We start from the raw sequence: 14472 nt of genomic DNA on the forward strand, positions 1-14472 counted from the left end.
CCGTGCTCCGCAGCGCCCTTCGACGGCGGTCCGGCGGGGCGGCACCGGCACTTCTCGCCGGTGCCGCCCTGGCCGGGCTGCTGATGCTCACCCCGCTCGTCTACCTCGCGATCCGGTCCTTCGAACGCGGGCCGGGCTACGTCGCGAACGTGCTGACCCGGCCACGGACCGGGCAGCTCTTCGCGAACACGGTCGTCCTGACCGTCAGTGCGACCCTGGTCTGCATGGTCGTCGGGACGGTCGCCGCCTGGCTGGTGGTGCGGACCGACCTGCCCGGCCGACGGATCTGGGGAGTGCTGTTCGCGCTGCCGCTGGCCGTCCCGTCCTACGTCGCCGGCTTCGGCTGGATCTCCGGGTTCCCGGGGATCGTCGGGTTCGGCGGGACGCTGCTGGTGCTCAGCTCGGTCAGCTTCCCCTACGTCTTCCTCGCCGTCTCCGCGACGCTCTCGCGTGGCGACGCCGGTATGGAGGAGGCCGCCCGGTCGCTCGGCCTGGGCCCGGTGCGGGTGCTGCTGACGGTGACGCTGCGCCGGGTGTGGCCGGCCGTCCTCGCCGGGGCGCTGCTGGTCGCACTCTCGGTGATCAGCGACTTCGGGGTGCCGTCGCTGATGCGCTTCGACACCTTCACCCTCGGGATCTTCACCCGCTACCGGTCGACGTTCGATCCGACGCCGGCCGCGGTGCTGGGGCTGGCGCTGGTCGCGCTGGCGATCGTGGTCACCGTCGCCGAGGCCAGGGTGCGCGGGCGGTCCACCGAACGCGTCGGGCGCGGAGCGGGCCGCCGGGCCGGGCCGACACCGCTGGGCCGGTGGACACCCGCCGGGATGGCGTTCGTGCTCGTCGTCATCGGGATCTCGTTGGGCGTCCCGGCCTACAGCCTGGTCGTCTGGACGGTGGCGGGCGCCTCCGCGGGGCTCGACCTGCCGCACCTGAGCGCCACCGCGCTGGACACCCTGCAGGTCGCCGGGCTCGGGGCACTGCTCACCGTCGCGCTGGCGCTGCCGGTCGGCGTGCTCGCCGCCCGGCACCGGGGACGGCTGGTGCGCTCCCTGGAGAACATCACCTATCTCGGCTTCGCGCTGCCCGGCGTCACCGTCGGGCTGGCACTGGTCTACCTGGGGATCCGGGTGTTCCCGCAGCTCTACCAGCAGCTGCCGATGCTGATCGCCGGCTACGCGGTGCTGTTCCTCCCACTCGCGGTCGGGATCGTGCGGACCGCGGTGTCCGACGCACCGGTGCGTCTGGAGGAGGCCTCCCGCTCACTCGGCCGCGGCCGGATGCAGACCCTCGCCAGGGTCACCGTGCCACTCGCCGCCCCCGGGATCGTGGCGGCGGCGTCGCTGGTGTTCGTCTCGGTGGCCCGGGAGCTCCCCGCGACGCTGATGCTGCGGCCCACCGGCACCGAGACCCTGGCCATGGCGATCTGGTCGCGGACCGGAGCGAGCCAGTTCGCCGCCGCCGCCCCGTACGCGGTGCTGCTGGTGCTGCTGGCCGCGATCCCGACGCTCGTACTCGACCGGGTGCTGCGGCGCCGAGGAGGGGACTGATGGAGGAACCGGCGCTGGTGCTGGACGGCGTACACGCCGGACATCCGGGGCTACCGGTGCTGTCCGGGGTGGACCTGAGCGTCCCGGCCGGGACGCTCGCCGCCGTGCTCGGCGGCTCCGGCTGCGGCAAGACGACGCTGCTGCGCACGGTCGCCGGGTTCCATCCGGTCGACCGGGGCACCGTCCACCTCGGCGGCAGGCTCGTCGCCGGTGACGGGGTCGCCGTCGCCCCGGAGCGACGCCGGGTCGGCCTGGTCTCCCAGGAGGGCGCACTGTTCGGTCATCTCGACGTCGCGGCGAACGTCGGGTTCGGGCTGGACCGCCGGGCCCGGCGCGGGCACCGGATCGATGAGGTGCTGGAGCTCGTCGGGCTGGCCGGATACGGCGCCCGGATGCCCGCCGAGCTGTCCGGCGGCCAGCAGCAGCGGGTGGCGTTGGCCCGCGCGCTGGCACCCGCCCCGGCGCTGGTACTGCTCGACGAACCCTTCGTCGCGCTCGACGCCGGGCTGCGTGCCGAGGTCCGCGGGCAGGTGCGGGACGCGCTCACCGCGGCCGGTGCGACGGCGGTGCTGGTCACCCACGACCAGCAGGAGGCGCTGGGCACCGCCGATCTCGTCGCCGTGCTGCGCGGTGGCCGGGTGGTGCAGTGCGCGCCACCCCGCACCCTCTACGACTCCCCCGCCGACATCGGGGTGGGCAGCTTCGTCGGCGACGCGGTGGTGCTGACGGCTGACGCGGCCGGTGGCACGGCGGCCACCGCGCTCGGCGGGATCCCGGTCCCCTCCGGCGCCGGGCCGGGCCGGCTGCTGCTGCGGCCCGAGCAGCTGCGGCTGCGGGCGCCGGACGGCGACCGCGAACCCACCGCAAAGGTCTCCGACGTGCTGTTCCACGGTCCGGACGCCACGGTCGTGCTCGATCTCGACGGGACCGGGCTGCGCGCCAGGGTGCCGGGCCGGTCGCATGTGCGCCCCGGCGACCGGGTCGTCGTCGAGGTGGCGGGATCGGGGAGGTTCTTCCCGGCAGGGGACGACGGGTGAGCGCCGCTGCGCCGTAGGATCTGCCCTCGGATCGGCCCCCGGATCGGCCCCCGGATCGGCACAGCCAGCGCCCAGGACAGGACCGCCATGCCCACGCCCGTCCCACCGTCGCACCGCGGCGGGCGGTCATCGCAGGTACCGGTGGAGCAGACGACGCTGCCCCGCTATCCGGCCGCCGGCCGCTCCCCCGCCCCGCACCTGGTGATCGCGGTGGGCGCCGCCGAGCCGCCCGCGCCGCGCCCCGGGGACCGGCTGCGGACGATCCGCTGCGGCGCGGACGCCGACGAGTTGCTCGACGCGGAGCTGGCGACGATGGTCACCGGCTGGCGGATCCTGGTCACCGGCACCGAGAGCGACGTCCAGCAGGTCCGCTCGGCGGCACTCGCCCGCGGCGCGCTGGACTCCGAACTGGAGCTGCGGCCGACCGATGTGGACGCCGGGCCGGAGGCGCTGCGCCCGCGCACCGTCCACTGCGGTCACTGCCACACCCGGTTCTCCGCGACCGCCGCGATCGGCGGGGCGGTGCACTGCCCGGCATGCGGCTGCGCGCTGGTCGTGGCGCACCATCATTCGCGCACGCACGCCGCGTTCCTGGGGAGCCCGGCGTGACGCTGGAGCTGCGGGTCGACACGGTGACCGAGCCGTGCTCCGGGATGCGGTCGGTGGCGTTCGCGGTCGCCGACGGCGGATCGCCCCCGTCGTACCCGCCGGGCAGCCATCTGGGCCTGGAGTGGGCGCCCGGGCGGTGGAACGCCTACTCGCTCACCGGCCCCTCGATCACCCCGCGACGGCTGCACATCACGGTGGCGCTGCGCCGGAACGGCGCGGGCGGATCCCGCTGGGTGCACCGCCTGCGACCCGGTGACCGGGTGCGGTCGACGCTGCCGCGCAACGGGTTCGCCCCGGTCGAGACGGCCCGCCGGCAGCTGCTCGTGGCGGGCGGGATCGGGGTGACGCCGGTGCTGTCGCACGTGCGCTGGCACGCGTTCTGGGGCGCTTCGTTCGCGGTGCTCTACGTGCACCGGCCCGGAGCGGCCCCGCACCTGGCCGAGCTGCGGGAGCTCTGCGGGGACCGGCTGAGGACCGTCACCGGGCGGGCGGGGGCGCGCGCGGAGATCCACCGGCTGGTGTCGACGGCGCCGTTCGGCAGCCATCTGTACAGCTGCGGGCCGCCCGGCCTGACCGGCGCCGTCGAGGACGCGGCCCGCGACGCACACTGGGTCGAGGACCGGATCCACAGCGAGACCTTCACCCGGCGGAGCGCACCGGGGAGCCCGTTCCGGGCGGTGCTGCGGCGCAGCGGGCGGAGCGTCGACGTCGGGGCCGGCGAGTCGCTGCTCGACGCGGTGCACCGGATCGGGATCGCCGCGCCGAGCCTGTGCCGCAGCGGTGTGTGCGGCGAGTGCCTGACCCCGGTCCGCCGTGGCGCGGTCGAGCACCGCGACACCGTGCACGCCGAGCGGGACGGCCGGATCGCGCTCTGCGTCTCCCGCGGCGCCGGGCCCACCCTGGAGCTGGACCTGTGACCCGCTATCCGGACGACCTCGCGTCGTACCCGTTCCCCTTGCCGCACAGCACGTACCGCATCAGCGCGAACGTCGAGCCGGCCGGGGTGACCCGGCCGACCGAGGCCGGGTCCTGGGGCTCGACGATCCTGCACGTCCCCGGATCGGGCGCCGGCTACGAGGACGTCGCCCGGCAGCGGGCCGCGATCCTGGACCGGGAACCGGCCCGGTTCGTCGCCGCCCCGCACAGCCGGGCCGCCTGCTGGGACGCGCTGCTCCATCTCACCGGCAGGCTCGCGACCGAACAACCGGACACCTGCTCGCTGGTGCGCGACGGCGACCGGTACCGCTTCCGCAACACCCGGCTGCGCATCGACCAGGAGTTCGTGCTCGGCGACGCATCGACCCTGCCCGAGCATCCGCTGCGGTTCGCCTCGCGGCAGCTCACCGAGGACGTCGTGGTGCTCGGCGCGCGTGAGGGCAGGCTGTGGCTCGACGCCGGGGCGGTCGCCGCGGCGTCGGTCTGGTCGATCGGGTTCGACGCCGGGATGAGCTTCCGTGAGCTGCACGGCCCGGTCCCCGGCAACGGGCCGGGCGGGGTGTTCGAGCGGGCCGAGGGGTTCCTGCTGCGGCTGCAGCCCGGCGAGGCCTACCGGCGGCTCAACTGGGGGCTGCAGCCCGACGACCGGCTCGATCTCTCGCTGGACGCGGCTCCGTCGTGGGCTCCGGCCCGCCGTCCGCTGCGGATCACCGACCCGGGCCGGGAGATCCACCTGCGGACCGAGGTGCAGCACCTGATCCGGCTGCCGCTGACCGGCTCGGTGCTGTTCCTGATCGGGATCCGGCTGCTGGCCCTGAGCCGGCTCGAGCGGGTTCCCGCCTGGCGCGAGCGGCTGGTGTCGGTACTGGAGACGCTGCCCCCCGAGGTGTCGGACTACAAGGGGCTCGGCCCGATCGCCGCGCTCACCCTGGCGCACCTGCGGCGTTGACCCGGGCCGGAAGCACGACGACCGGGCAGGGCGCGAAGGCGACCAGCGACCGGCTCGTCGAGCCGAGCTGCATCCCGACCGGCGCGGTGGCGCCGTACGGTCCCACCACCACCGCCCTGGCGGTCGCGGCGAGATCGAGCAGCGCCCGCAACGCGGTGCCCTCGACGACGCGGGTGTGCACGTCCGGCACGAGATCGCGCGCCGCCGCGGCCGCGGCCTCGAGCGCGACGTTGGCCTCCCCGGCCACGGTCGCGCGGTCCGCCTGCACCCGGTGCAGCCGGCTCCCCGCTCGCGCGACGACGTCCGACCAGGCGTGCACCAGCGTCAGCGGCGCCGCCCACGCGGCGGCCAGCGCGGCGGCCTCGGCGACGACGGCCTGGTCGTGATCGCACTCGCCGCCACCGACGCCGGCGACGACCCCCTCGGCGCCCGGCTCGGCGTCCCGCACGATCGCCACCGGGACCGGTGAGCTGCGGGCCACCCGGTCGGCGAACCGGCCCGCCAGCATCGCGCCGGTCGCCCCGGCGCCGTGGCTGCCGGCCACCAGCATCCGGGCCCGCCCGGACGCCGCCAGCACCGCGTCGGCGATCTCGTCGGTGCCCGCGCCGGGCGGTGCGGGCACCAGTTGCAGACCGGCACCCGTCTCCCCGGCCAGCCGCTCCAGGTCCGCCGGGGCGTCCGGTCCGGCGGTGACGTGCAGCAGCCGGACCTGCCCTCGCCACACCTCCGCCAGGTCGCGCGCCCAGTGCGCGGCCAGCACCGCGCCCGGTGAGCCGTCGACCGCCACCGCGAGCTCGGTCGCGGCCGTCTCCCCGGTCGTCCCGGTCATGGTGCCTCCTTCGTCGTGCAGGCGTTGCGGCCTACGACCCTGGCACATCCGGGGTGCTGCGCGCCGGATCCGGCCCCGAACGGGCCGACGGGGGGCCGGCCGGCGGCGGCGGTCCGGCGGCGGCGAGCCCGCGGTCGATCGCGTCCAGCACGGCGTTCTCCAGTGCCCCGCCACCGGCGTGCCCGCTCAGCCGGGCGGCCAGCCCCGCCGGCAGGTCGAGGACCAGCCGGACCGAGTCCTGCCCACCTCCGGGAGCAGCCGGGGTGGTGGCCACAGGCGCCGGATCCGGCCGGCTGCGCAGCACCAGCGCGAGCACGGGCAGCGCGACGGTGCCGAGTGCGTCCACGATGCCCGCGACCCCCAGCCAGCGCCAGTACCAGCCGTCGTCGGTGCCCGGGATCGCGCCGTCGGTGAGCACCGGCAGCAGGATCATCACCGCGACGATCGCGATCGCGAGCAGTGTCGCCGCGAGCCCGGCCCGGATCACCGGAGCCCGGCGCTCGGCGAGCAGCAGGAGCAGGTTGGCGTGGGCCAGGCTGATCGCCAGCACGGTGAAGACGGTCAACGACTTGAACAGGCCCTCCTCCGGGCCGGTGTCCGACATCCAGTCCCGCCAGATCAGCAGCAGCGCGCAGACCGCGGCACCGATGCTCGCGGCGATCCCGGCGAGGCCCACCACCCGGACCGCGCGGGTGACGACGGCGAGATGACACAGCGCCGTCGTCCCGAACGCGGCGACGACCAGGGTGGTCAGGACGATCCGGATCTGCAGGTCGCCGAAGTCCCCGCCGAGCAGCGCGACGATGCCCAGCAGCGAGGCGACGAGCAGGGACCCGACCACCGCGACGATCATCGCGCGACGCAGGCCACGGACCGTGCCGGCGGCGCCGTGCTGGGCGCCACCGGAGGGCAGGGACTCGGCTCGGCTCATGCGCCGCAACGTAGTCCCCCCGTGCGGACCCCACCTGCGTAGCACTACGGCCCGGTGCCCGACGGGCCCCGATCGGGGGGCATCCGGCTCCGCGCCGTCAGACGCCGCGCTCCACCGGGAGCCGGCCGGCCGCGACGGCCGCGGCGACCGTCTCGAAGTCCGCCTCGGCGACGTCGGCGTAGCCGGCAGCCCAGTCGGCCGTCGCCAGCGCGTACCGCTCGGAGCGGCCCAGATAGCGGGCGATCACCCGTCCACCCGGGGACTGCCCGTGCGCGCGGGCGAGCAGCGCCGCGCACAGCGTCCCGTAGGCGCGGTATCCGTCGGCCGAGAGCGTCGCCGGGTCGATCGAGCCCTTCATGTCCCGGAACTGCCGCCAGTAGTAGTCGACCCGCGGGCGGTCGCCGGACTCCCCCGCCCAGCCGGTGATCCAGCCGAGGAACGGATCCGAGGTGGCCTGCAGGATCCGCTGCGCCGCGACCACCCGGTGTCCCTCGATGTGGTCCGCGCCGCCCTCGTAGCCGGGGATCACCGACGGACGGCCACCGTGGCTGGTCAGCACCGACGCCTGCGCCTCCTTGGCCTGCAGGAACAGCACCTCCCCGGCCGGGCCCTCCAGGGCGATCAGGTAGCAGCGCGTCCCGACGCTGCCGACACCGACCACCCGCAGCGCGAAGTCCACCGGCCGGAACTGCGCCAGCAGGAACGCGACGTCCTCGCGCAGGGTCGTGCGGTACTGGTCGAACAGCTGCGGGATGTCGTCGGCGGTCGCGTGGTTCACGTGCTGCAGCACCGGCGGCTGGTCGTCGATCCGCAGCCTTCCGTTCTCGGACTGCACGGTGAGTTTGCGCAACACCTGCTCCGAGGTGCGGCCGCGAGCCTTGTCGGTGGCCTTGAGCCAGGTCCGGCGCCCGGCCTCGCCGAGCCGTTCGGCGACCTCGGAGGTGTCGACCCGATAGAAGTAGCGCTCCACGGCGGACAACTCGACGAACTGCCGCAGCACGGTCCGGTAGGCCTCGGCGGCGGCGACGACGGCATCCCGGCAGGCGTCCTCGGACAGCCCGATGTCCCGGCCACCGATGTGCACGCTCGCCGCGAGCCGCCGGACGTCCCACTCCCACGGGCCGATGCCCGCCTCGTCGAAGTCGTTGAGATCGAAGACCAGCTCCCGCTCCGGCGAGGCGTAGAACCCGAAGTTGGAGATGTGCGCGTCACCGCACAGCACGACGTCCACCCCGGAGACCGGGGCGTCCCGCAGATCCCGCGCCATCAGCCCGGCTCCGCCGCGGTAGAACGCGAACGGCGACTGGAGCATCCGCCCGACCCGGACCGGCACCAGGTCCGCGAGCCGCGAGACGTGCTGGCCCTCCAGCAGACCGACCGGATCGCGGTCCGCCGGCAACACCAGCGCAGCCTGGTCACGGCGCTTCAGATTCGCCCTGGCCCGCCCGGCCGCGTCCCGCACGCTCGTCATCCGGTTCCCCCCGAGGATGTGGCAGGCGATCACGATAGCCATCCGGGCGGCCGGTTCAACGGGCGACCGCGTGGAACAGCCGCCCCACGACCACCCCGTCGTCGATCAGCCCGCCGACCCGTCGGGACTGGTCCTGCGCGGCGGCGAACCGCGGATCGGCACCGTGGTCGCGGGCGAGGACGCCCTCGACCGCGGCGATCCGCTGCCGCCACCGCGCTGGGGAAGCCGGCAGCTCGGTCAGCGCCACCTCGGCGGTGCCGGCGAACCCGGACATCGCCAGCAGTTCGTGCACCGCGGTACGGGTCGGGAAGACGTTCCCCTCCGGCGCACCGGGCGGGCGCGGCTCGTCCGCCGTGAACACCAGCAGGCCCAGCGCCCCGCCCGGATGCAGGATCCGGTGCACCTCGGCGAGCAGCGCGGCCTTGTCCCCCAGCGTGCACAGCACGCCGAGGCACCAGCAGACCGGCACCGACGCCGTCCTGAGCGGCAGCGCGTCGCCACCGCCGACGACGGCGGGCAGGCCGAACATCGAGGTGGCCGCCCGGCACGCCGCCGGCATCGGGTCGATCACCACCGGCGCGGCGCCGGTGGTCCGCCGGGCGCGGGCGGCGGGCCCGCCGATCCCGCCGCCGACGTCGGCGAGCAGGTCCCCCGGCCGCAGGCCGCACCGCCGCGCCAGCCAGTCCAGCCCGGCCGGGCTGGCGCTGCCGCGGCAGGCAGCCGGCTCGGCATGATCGTCGCCGAGCTCGGCGACCGCCTCCGCGGTCCAGCCGGCGACGGTGTCGAACTCGATCTCCATGCGGTCCTGGACGGGATCGGCCATGCACCCGGGCTACCCGGTGCCGGGCGGTCTACCCGCGCACCCGGGCCCGGATCCGGCGGCCGATCTCGGCCTTGATCTCGGTGCCGGCGGTGTGGTCGCCGGAGCTGCCGCGGCCGGACAGATTCACCCCGGCGACGCCGTCCACCGCGAGCAGCGCGACCGCCTCGTCGACGGCGGCCTCGATCCCCGCCTCCACCGGGTCCGGTGCGCAGAGCACCGCCCGCACCGTGCCGGGATCGAGCTCCAGACCGGGGAACGCCTGCAGTACCCGCGCACCCGGCTCGTCGGTGAACACGGCCACCCCGGCCAGCACCGGCAGGGTGGCGCCGTGCCGGCGGGCCCGCTCCACGAACCGGGCCACCTGGGACGGGGACCCGGCGTGGTTCAACACCGCCGCACCCGCTCCGGCCCGCTGCTTCTCGGCGAGCCGGGCGGGGCGCAGGTCCACCGGCGGTGCGGCGGGTGCCTCCGGTACGACGGCGGCGAGCCCGGCCCCGGCGGCGATCGCGGCCAGCCGGGTGCCGTCCAGGTCGAACACCTGGGTGACGTCCGGGCGCACGCCGGGCGCGCGGCCGTCACCGGTCACGCAGAGCACGGCGTCGGCACCGGCCGCCACCAGCCCGGCGACGTCCTGTTCCAGCACGACCCGGTTGCGGTCCCGGCAGGTCAGCGTCACCCAGGCCCGTCCGCCCGCCTCCCGGACGAGTGCGGCGAGCAGCGTCGGCGGGAAGTCCGGGGCGTCGTGGTGCTGCCCGATCAGCAGCGCGTCGCAGGCGCCGGCGAGGATCCGGGTGTGCCGGGCGAGCGCCCCGGCGTCGTAGGGCGAGGACGTCAGGTCGGTGAGCACCATCGGGCCCGGCCCGGTCAGCGCCGGCGGGAGGACGGATCGGACGGGCGGGCCGTCCCAGCGCTCCACCGGCCGTCCCGCGAACGGACACGGCCCGGTGCCGAGCTCGCAGCTCAGGTCCGGCCGGACCCCACCGCACGGGCCGTACCGCATCCGTTTCGGACAGTCGCCGGACAACCGCGTCACTCCTCCCCCGTCACACCCGATCGTGACATCCGCAGGCCTCCGGGATGCGGTGGCCCGCACCGGACGCCTACCGTGCCGCGCCGTGACCGAATCGTCCCGACCCACCGTCCTCGGCCTCGTCGCCGATCCCGGCCTGCCCACCGAATTCGCGCACCGGCTGGCCCGCGAGCTGCCCGGCGTGCTGGATCGTGATGCTGACGGCAGCTGGGAGGTCCGGGTCTCCGACGACCGGATCGCGCTGGACGAGCACGGCGCCCTGCCGATGACCGAGATCGGCGAGCGAGCCCGCGACCGGGAGGATCTCGACGCCGTCGTCCTGATCACCGACCTGCCCCGGCGGGCCGGGAGCGACCCGGTCGTCGCCGACGGCGCCACCGGTTCCCGGGTCGGGCTCGTGTCGCTTCCGGCGCTGGGCGCGTTCGACCAGTACCGCCGCTGCCGGGACACCGTGGTCCAGCTGGTCACCCGGCATCTGTTCCCGTCCCGCGAGCGGGAGGGCGTCGGCCAGGACTCCGACGCCGGTCGGGCGGGTTCGCTGACCCGGCTCGATCCCGACGACACCGGTGCGGCGGACGCCGACGGCGACGACCGGTCGGGCAGCGCGGGCGTCGAGGACGAGGTGGACGTCCGGCTCTCCCTCACCGGTCTGCGCGGACGGATCCGGCTGCTCGCCGGCATGGTCCGGGCGAACCGGCCGTGGCGGCTCGTGCCCAGCCTGTCGCCCGCCATCGCCGCGGCGGCGGCCGGCGCCGCGTTCGGCATCTTCTACTCGAACATCTGGGAGCTGGCGACCGCGCTGAGCGTCGGCAGGCAGGCGACCATCACGCTGGTCGCGCTGATCGCGATGACCACCTGGCTGATCCTGGACAACGGGCTGTGGGAGTCCCGGCGCAGCCGGTCGCTGCGCGAGGAGATGCTGCTGTCGAACCTGTCGACGGTGCTGACGGTCGCCTTCGGCGTGCTCACGATGTACGTGCTGCTGTTCGGGATCACGCTGACCGCGGCGGCGCTGGTCATCCCGCCGGACTATCTCGGCACGAACATCATGCGGGAGGCCGGGTTCGACGACTACCTGATGATCGCCGTGCTGTCGGCGTCGATGGGCACCATCGCGGGGGCGCTGGGCTCGGGCTTCGCCGACGAGGGCGCCGTCCGGCAGGCCGCGTACAGCCGGCGGGAACAGGAGCGGCGGGCCCGGCTGGACCGGGACGAGGAGCCGGCGGGCAGCCGCTGAGCGACCACCCGGCGGTGCCGCGGCGAAGGCCGCCGGTGCCGCGGGGCTCGTCATGCACCGCACACATCATGCAGGCAGCTGATCTGCATTTCACACATCGAGCCCGAGCGACCAGAGTGGGCCCGGCGACCGAGCAGTAGGAGACGAGCAGTACGAGAGGAGTGCCGTGTCCGACACCGCGAGCCTGGCCGATCTGGTGCGCGACTGGGATCCGCCGACCGTCCGGACCAGCCGGCGGGTCGACCCGTGGCTCGCCGCGGCGTTCGCCGACCTGGTCGACGCCGCTCCCCCGGACCTCGCCGAGGGCGCACCGCTGCCCCCGCTGTGGCACTGGTTCGTGCTGCTCGGGCACCCGCGGACCGCGGAGCTCGGCGAGGACGGGCATCCCGCCGACGGGCCGCACCTGCCGCCGGTCCCGGGGCGTCGCCGGATGTTCGCCGGGGGCCGGTTCACCCAGCACGCACCGATCCCGTTCGGCGCGCTGCTGCACGGCAGCGCGGCGGTCGCCTCGGTGACACCGAAGTCCGGGCGGACCGGCGAGATGCTGTTCGTGACCGTCCGCCAGGAGCTGCGGATCGGCGACGATCCGGCGGTCGTCGCGGTGGAGGAGCAGGAGATCGTCTACCGCTCGGAGCCCGAGGGTGCGCAGCGCCGGGTGATCCCGCGTCCGGAGGCCGGCGAGCCCGATCCCGGCGGGGCGTGGCGGCGGTCGCTGGCCACCGGCACCGTGCTGCTGTCGCGGTTCAGCGCGCTGACCTACAACGGCCACCGCATCCATCACGACCACCCGTACACCACGACCGTCGAGGGCTATCCCGATCTCGTCGTGCACGGGCCGCTGATGGCCCTGCTCGCGCTCGAACTGCCCCGGGTGCACGCGCCCGGCGACACCGTGACCGAGTTCGGGTACCGGCTGTCCCGGCCGGCCTTCCTGCCATCGACGCTGCTCGCCACCGGCGACCGGGACGCCGACGGTGCCACGATCGCCGTCGCCGCCGAGGGTGTCGCCCCGTCGCTGACCGCGACCGTCCGGTTCCGCTGAGGGCCACCACCACCGACCAGGATCAGGAGGTCCGCGCCATGGGTGCGCTGGACACCGAGGAGCAGGCCGTCGTCGACACGGTCCGGGATTTCGTCGACCGGGAGGTGAAGCCCCGGGTCAACGAGCTGGAGCACGCCGACGTCTATCCCGAGCAGTGGATCGAGCAGATGAAGCAGCTCGGGATCTACGGGCTGGCGGTCCCCGAGCCGTGGGGCGAGGCGCCGGTCTCGATGCCCTGCTACGCGCTGGTCACCGCCGAGCTCGCCCGCGGCTGGATGAGCCTGGCCGGCGCGATGGGCGGGCACACCGTCGTCGCGAAGCTGCTGGTCGCGTTCGGCACCCGCGAGCAGCAGGACCGCTACCTGCCCCGGATGGCCACCGGGGAGCTGCGCGCCACGATGGCGCTCACCGAGCCCGGCGGCGGCTCCGATCTGCAGGCGATGACGACCCGGGCCCGCCGGACCGACGACGGCTACCTCGTCGACGGCTCGAAGACCTGGATCTCCAACGCCCGGCGTTCCGGGCTGATCGCGCTGTTGTGCAAGACCGACCCGGCGGCCGAGCCGGCGCACCGGGGCATCTCGGTGCTGCTCGTCGAGCACGGGCCGGGGCTCACCGTCTCCCGGGACCTCCCCAAGCTCGGCTACAAGGGCGTCGAGACCTGCGAGCTGGTGTTCGAGAACATGGCCGTCCCGGCCGACGCCGTGCTCGGTGGCGTGGAGGGCAAGGGTTTCGCGCAGATGATGAAGGGCCTGGAGACCGGCCGGATCCAGGTCGCGGCCCGCGCGCTGGGCGTCGCCGACGCCGCGCTGGAGGACTCGCTGCGCTACGCCCGGGACCGGGAGTCGTTCGGCAAGCCCATCTGGCAGCACCAGTCGGTCGGCAATCTGCTCGCCGACATGGCCACCAAGATCACCGCGGCCCGCCAGCTGATCCTGCACGCCGCGCGGGAGTACGAGTCGGGCCGGCGCTGCGACATGGAGGCGGGCATGGCAAAGCTGTTCGCCTCCGAGACCGCGATGGAGGTCGCGCTGTCGGCCGTCCGGATCCACGGCGGGTACGGCTACTCGACCGAGTTCGACGTCGAGCGGTACTTCCGCGACGCGCCGCTCATGATCGTCGGCGAGGGCACCAACGAGATCCAGCGCAACGTGATCGCCGCCCAGCTGGTCAAGCGCGGCGGACTGGACCGCGGATGAACCCCGGATACACGCTCCGCGGACCCGCGCTGCTGTTCTGCCCCGGCAACCGGCCCGACCGGTTCGCGAAGGCGGCCGCCGCGGCGGACACGGTGATCCTGGACCTGGAGGACGCCGTCGGCCCGGACGACAAGGCCGCCGCCCGCGCCGCCGTCGCCGGGGCGCTCCCCGATCTCGATCCGGCCGCGGTGCTGGTGCGGGTCAACGCGCCCGGCACCCCCTGGTTCGACGACGACGTGGCCGCACTCGCCGCCCATCCGGGCGTCGCGGTGATGCTGCCGATGGCGACCCGGGCCGCCGACGTCGAGGCGCTCGCCCCGCATCCGGTGATCGCGCTGTGCGAGACCGCCCGCGGGGTCCTCGCCGCGCCGGAGATCGCCGCCGCGCCCGGCTGTGCCGGCCTGATGTGGGGCAGCGAGGACCTGGTCGCCGATCTCGGTGGCCGAGCGGGGCGCGCTCCCGGGGGCGGATACCGTCCGGCCGTCGAGGAGGCCAGGATCCGGATCCTCTACGCCGCCCGCGCCGCGGGCGTCCCGCCGGTCGACACAGTGCTCGTCGACATCGACGACCTGACGACGCTCCGGTCGGACTCCGCGGCCGCCGTCGTCGCCGGGTTCGCGGCGAAGGCGTGCATCCATCCGGTGCAGGTGCCGGTCGTGCGGAAGGCGTTCCGGCCCACCGACGACGAGGTGGCCCACGCCCACGCGGTGCTCGCCGCCGCCGAGCGGCACGGCGGGGGCGTGTTCCGGCTGGACGGGCGGATGGTCGACGCCCCGCTGCTCGCGCACGCCCGCGAGGTGCTCCGGCAGGCGGCACCCTGACCTGTCTCGAT

At 75.1% G+C, this 14472-nt stretch carries 14 protein-coding genes; 9 read left to right on the top strand and 5 right to left on the bottom strand.

Going from position 1 to position 14472, the window contains the following annotated elements; translation table 11 throughout:
- Positions 1-2: 2 nt before the first annotated feature.
- From Pdca_RS18220 to Pdca_RS18240, 5 genes are all read left to right on the top strand, one after another.
- Positions 3-1547 carry an ABC transporter permease gene (locus Pdca_RS18220; RefSeq protein WP_232021041.1) on the top strand — a complete coding sequence of 515 codons (1545 nt, stop codon included), beginning with the start codon at positions 3-5 and terminating at the stop codon, positions 1545-1547.
- On the top strand, positions 1547-2584 hold the full coding sequence (locus Pdca_RS18225) for an ABC transporter ATP-binding protein (RefSeq protein WP_085911210.1): 1038 nt from the start codon (positions 1547-1549) through the stop codon (positions 2582-2584). Before Pdca_RS18220 ends, Pdca_RS18225 begins: the two co-directional genes overlap by 1 nt.
- Before the next feature lie 87 nt (positions 2585-2671).
- Complete coding sequence (locus tag Pdca_RS35645; protein WP_158092064.1) at positions 2672-3193, top strand: dimethylamine monooxygenase subunit DmmA family protein; 522 nt, start codon at positions 2672-2674, stop codon at positions 3191-3193.
- On the top strand, positions 3190-4110 hold the full coding sequence (locus Pdca_RS18235) for a PDR/VanB family oxidoreductase (RefSeq protein ID WP_174824351.1): 921 nt from the start codon (positions 3190-3192) through the stop codon (positions 4108-4110). The genes Pdca_RS35645 and Pdca_RS18235 overlap by 4 nt, the downstream gene beginning before the upstream one ends.
- Positions 4107-5078, top strand: a complete 972-nt coding sequence (locus tag Pdca_RS18240) for a heme-dependent oxidative N-demethylase subunit alpha family protein (protein ID WP_085911213.1) — start codon at positions 4107-4109, stop codon at positions 5076-5078. Before Pdca_RS18235 ends, Pdca_RS18240 begins: the two co-directional genes overlap by 4 nt.
- On the opposite strand, the gene Pdca_RS18245 is transcribed toward Pdca_RS18240, so the two are convergent.
- The 5 genes from Pdca_RS18245 to Pdca_RS18265 all read right to left on the bottom strand — a co-directional run bounded on the left by Pdca_RS18245 (position 5053) and on the right by Pdca_RS18265 (position 10048).
- The gene (locus Pdca_RS18245; RefSeq protein WP_158092065.1) at positions 5053-5907 is read right to left on the bottom strand and encodes a universal stress protein; all 855 of its coding nucleotides are present in this window, start codon (positions 5905-5907) and stop codon (positions 5053-5055) included. The two genes, Pdca_RS18240 and Pdca_RS18245, sit on opposite strands and share 26 nt — an antisense overlap.
- A 31-nt stretch (positions 5908-5938) precedes the next feature.
- A complete protein-coding gene (locus Pdca_RS18250) occupies positions 5939-6838 on the bottom strand; it encodes a hypothetical protein (protein ID WP_085911215.1) in 900 nt (299 codons plus the stop codon).
- A 97-nt stretch (positions 6839-6935) separates the two neighbouring features.
- Complete coding sequence (locus tag Pdca_RS18255; protein WP_085911285.1) at positions 6936-8309, bottom strand: DUF2252 domain-containing protein; 1374 nt, start codon at positions 8307-8309, stop codon at positions 6936-6938.
- Between the two features lie 55 nt (positions 8310-8364).
- On the bottom strand, positions 8365-9132 hold the full coding sequence (locus Pdca_RS18260; RefSeq protein ID WP_197719755.1) for a class I SAM-dependent methyltransferase: 768 nt from the start codon (positions 9130-9132) through the stop codon (positions 8365-8367).
- Between the two features lie 28 nt (positions 9133-9160).
- The gene (locus tag Pdca_RS18265) at positions 9161-10048 is read right to left on the bottom strand and encodes a methylenetetrahydrofolate reductase (RefSeq protein ID WP_232021042.1); all 888 of its coding nucleotides are present in this window, start codon (positions 10046-10048) and stop codon (positions 9161-9163) included.
- A 199-nt stretch (positions 10049-10247) separates the two neighbouring features.
- On the opposite strand from Pdca_RS18265, the gene Pdca_RS18270 reads away from it, so the two are divergent.
- From Pdca_RS18270 to Pdca_RS18285, 4 genes are all read left to right on the top strand, one after another.
- Positions 10248-11399 carry a hypothetical protein gene (locus Pdca_RS18270; RefSeq protein ID WP_085911218.1) on the top strand — a complete coding sequence of 384 codons (1152 nt, stop codon included), beginning with the start codon at positions 10248-10250 and terminating at the stop codon, positions 11397-11399.
- A 166-nt stretch (positions 11400-11565) separates the two neighbouring features.
- Complete coding sequence (locus Pdca_RS18275) at positions 11566-12441, top strand: HTD2 family dehydratase (RefSeq protein WP_232021043.1); 876 nt, start codon at positions 11566-11568, stop codon at positions 12439-12441.
- Positions 12442-12479: 38 nt separating this feature from the next.
- Entirely contained in the window at positions 12480-13640 is a 1161-nt protein-coding gene (locus Pdca_RS18280; RefSeq protein WP_085911219.1) for an acyl-CoA dehydrogenase family protein, read from the top strand.
- Positions 13637-14461, top strand: coding sequence for an HpcH/HpaI aldolase/citrate lyase family protein (locus tag Pdca_RS18285; RefSeq protein ID WP_085911220.1), 825 nt, complete (start codon positions 13637-13639; stop codon positions 14459-14461). Before Pdca_RS18280 ends, Pdca_RS18285 begins: the two co-directional genes overlap by 4 nt.
- Positions 14462-14472 lie beyond the last annotated feature (11 nt).

Source organism: Pseudonocardia autotrophica (assembly GCF_003945385.1).
GTDB lineage: Bacteria > Actinomycetota > Actinomycetes > Mycobacteriales > Pseudonocardiaceae > Pseudonocardia > Pseudonocardia autotrophica.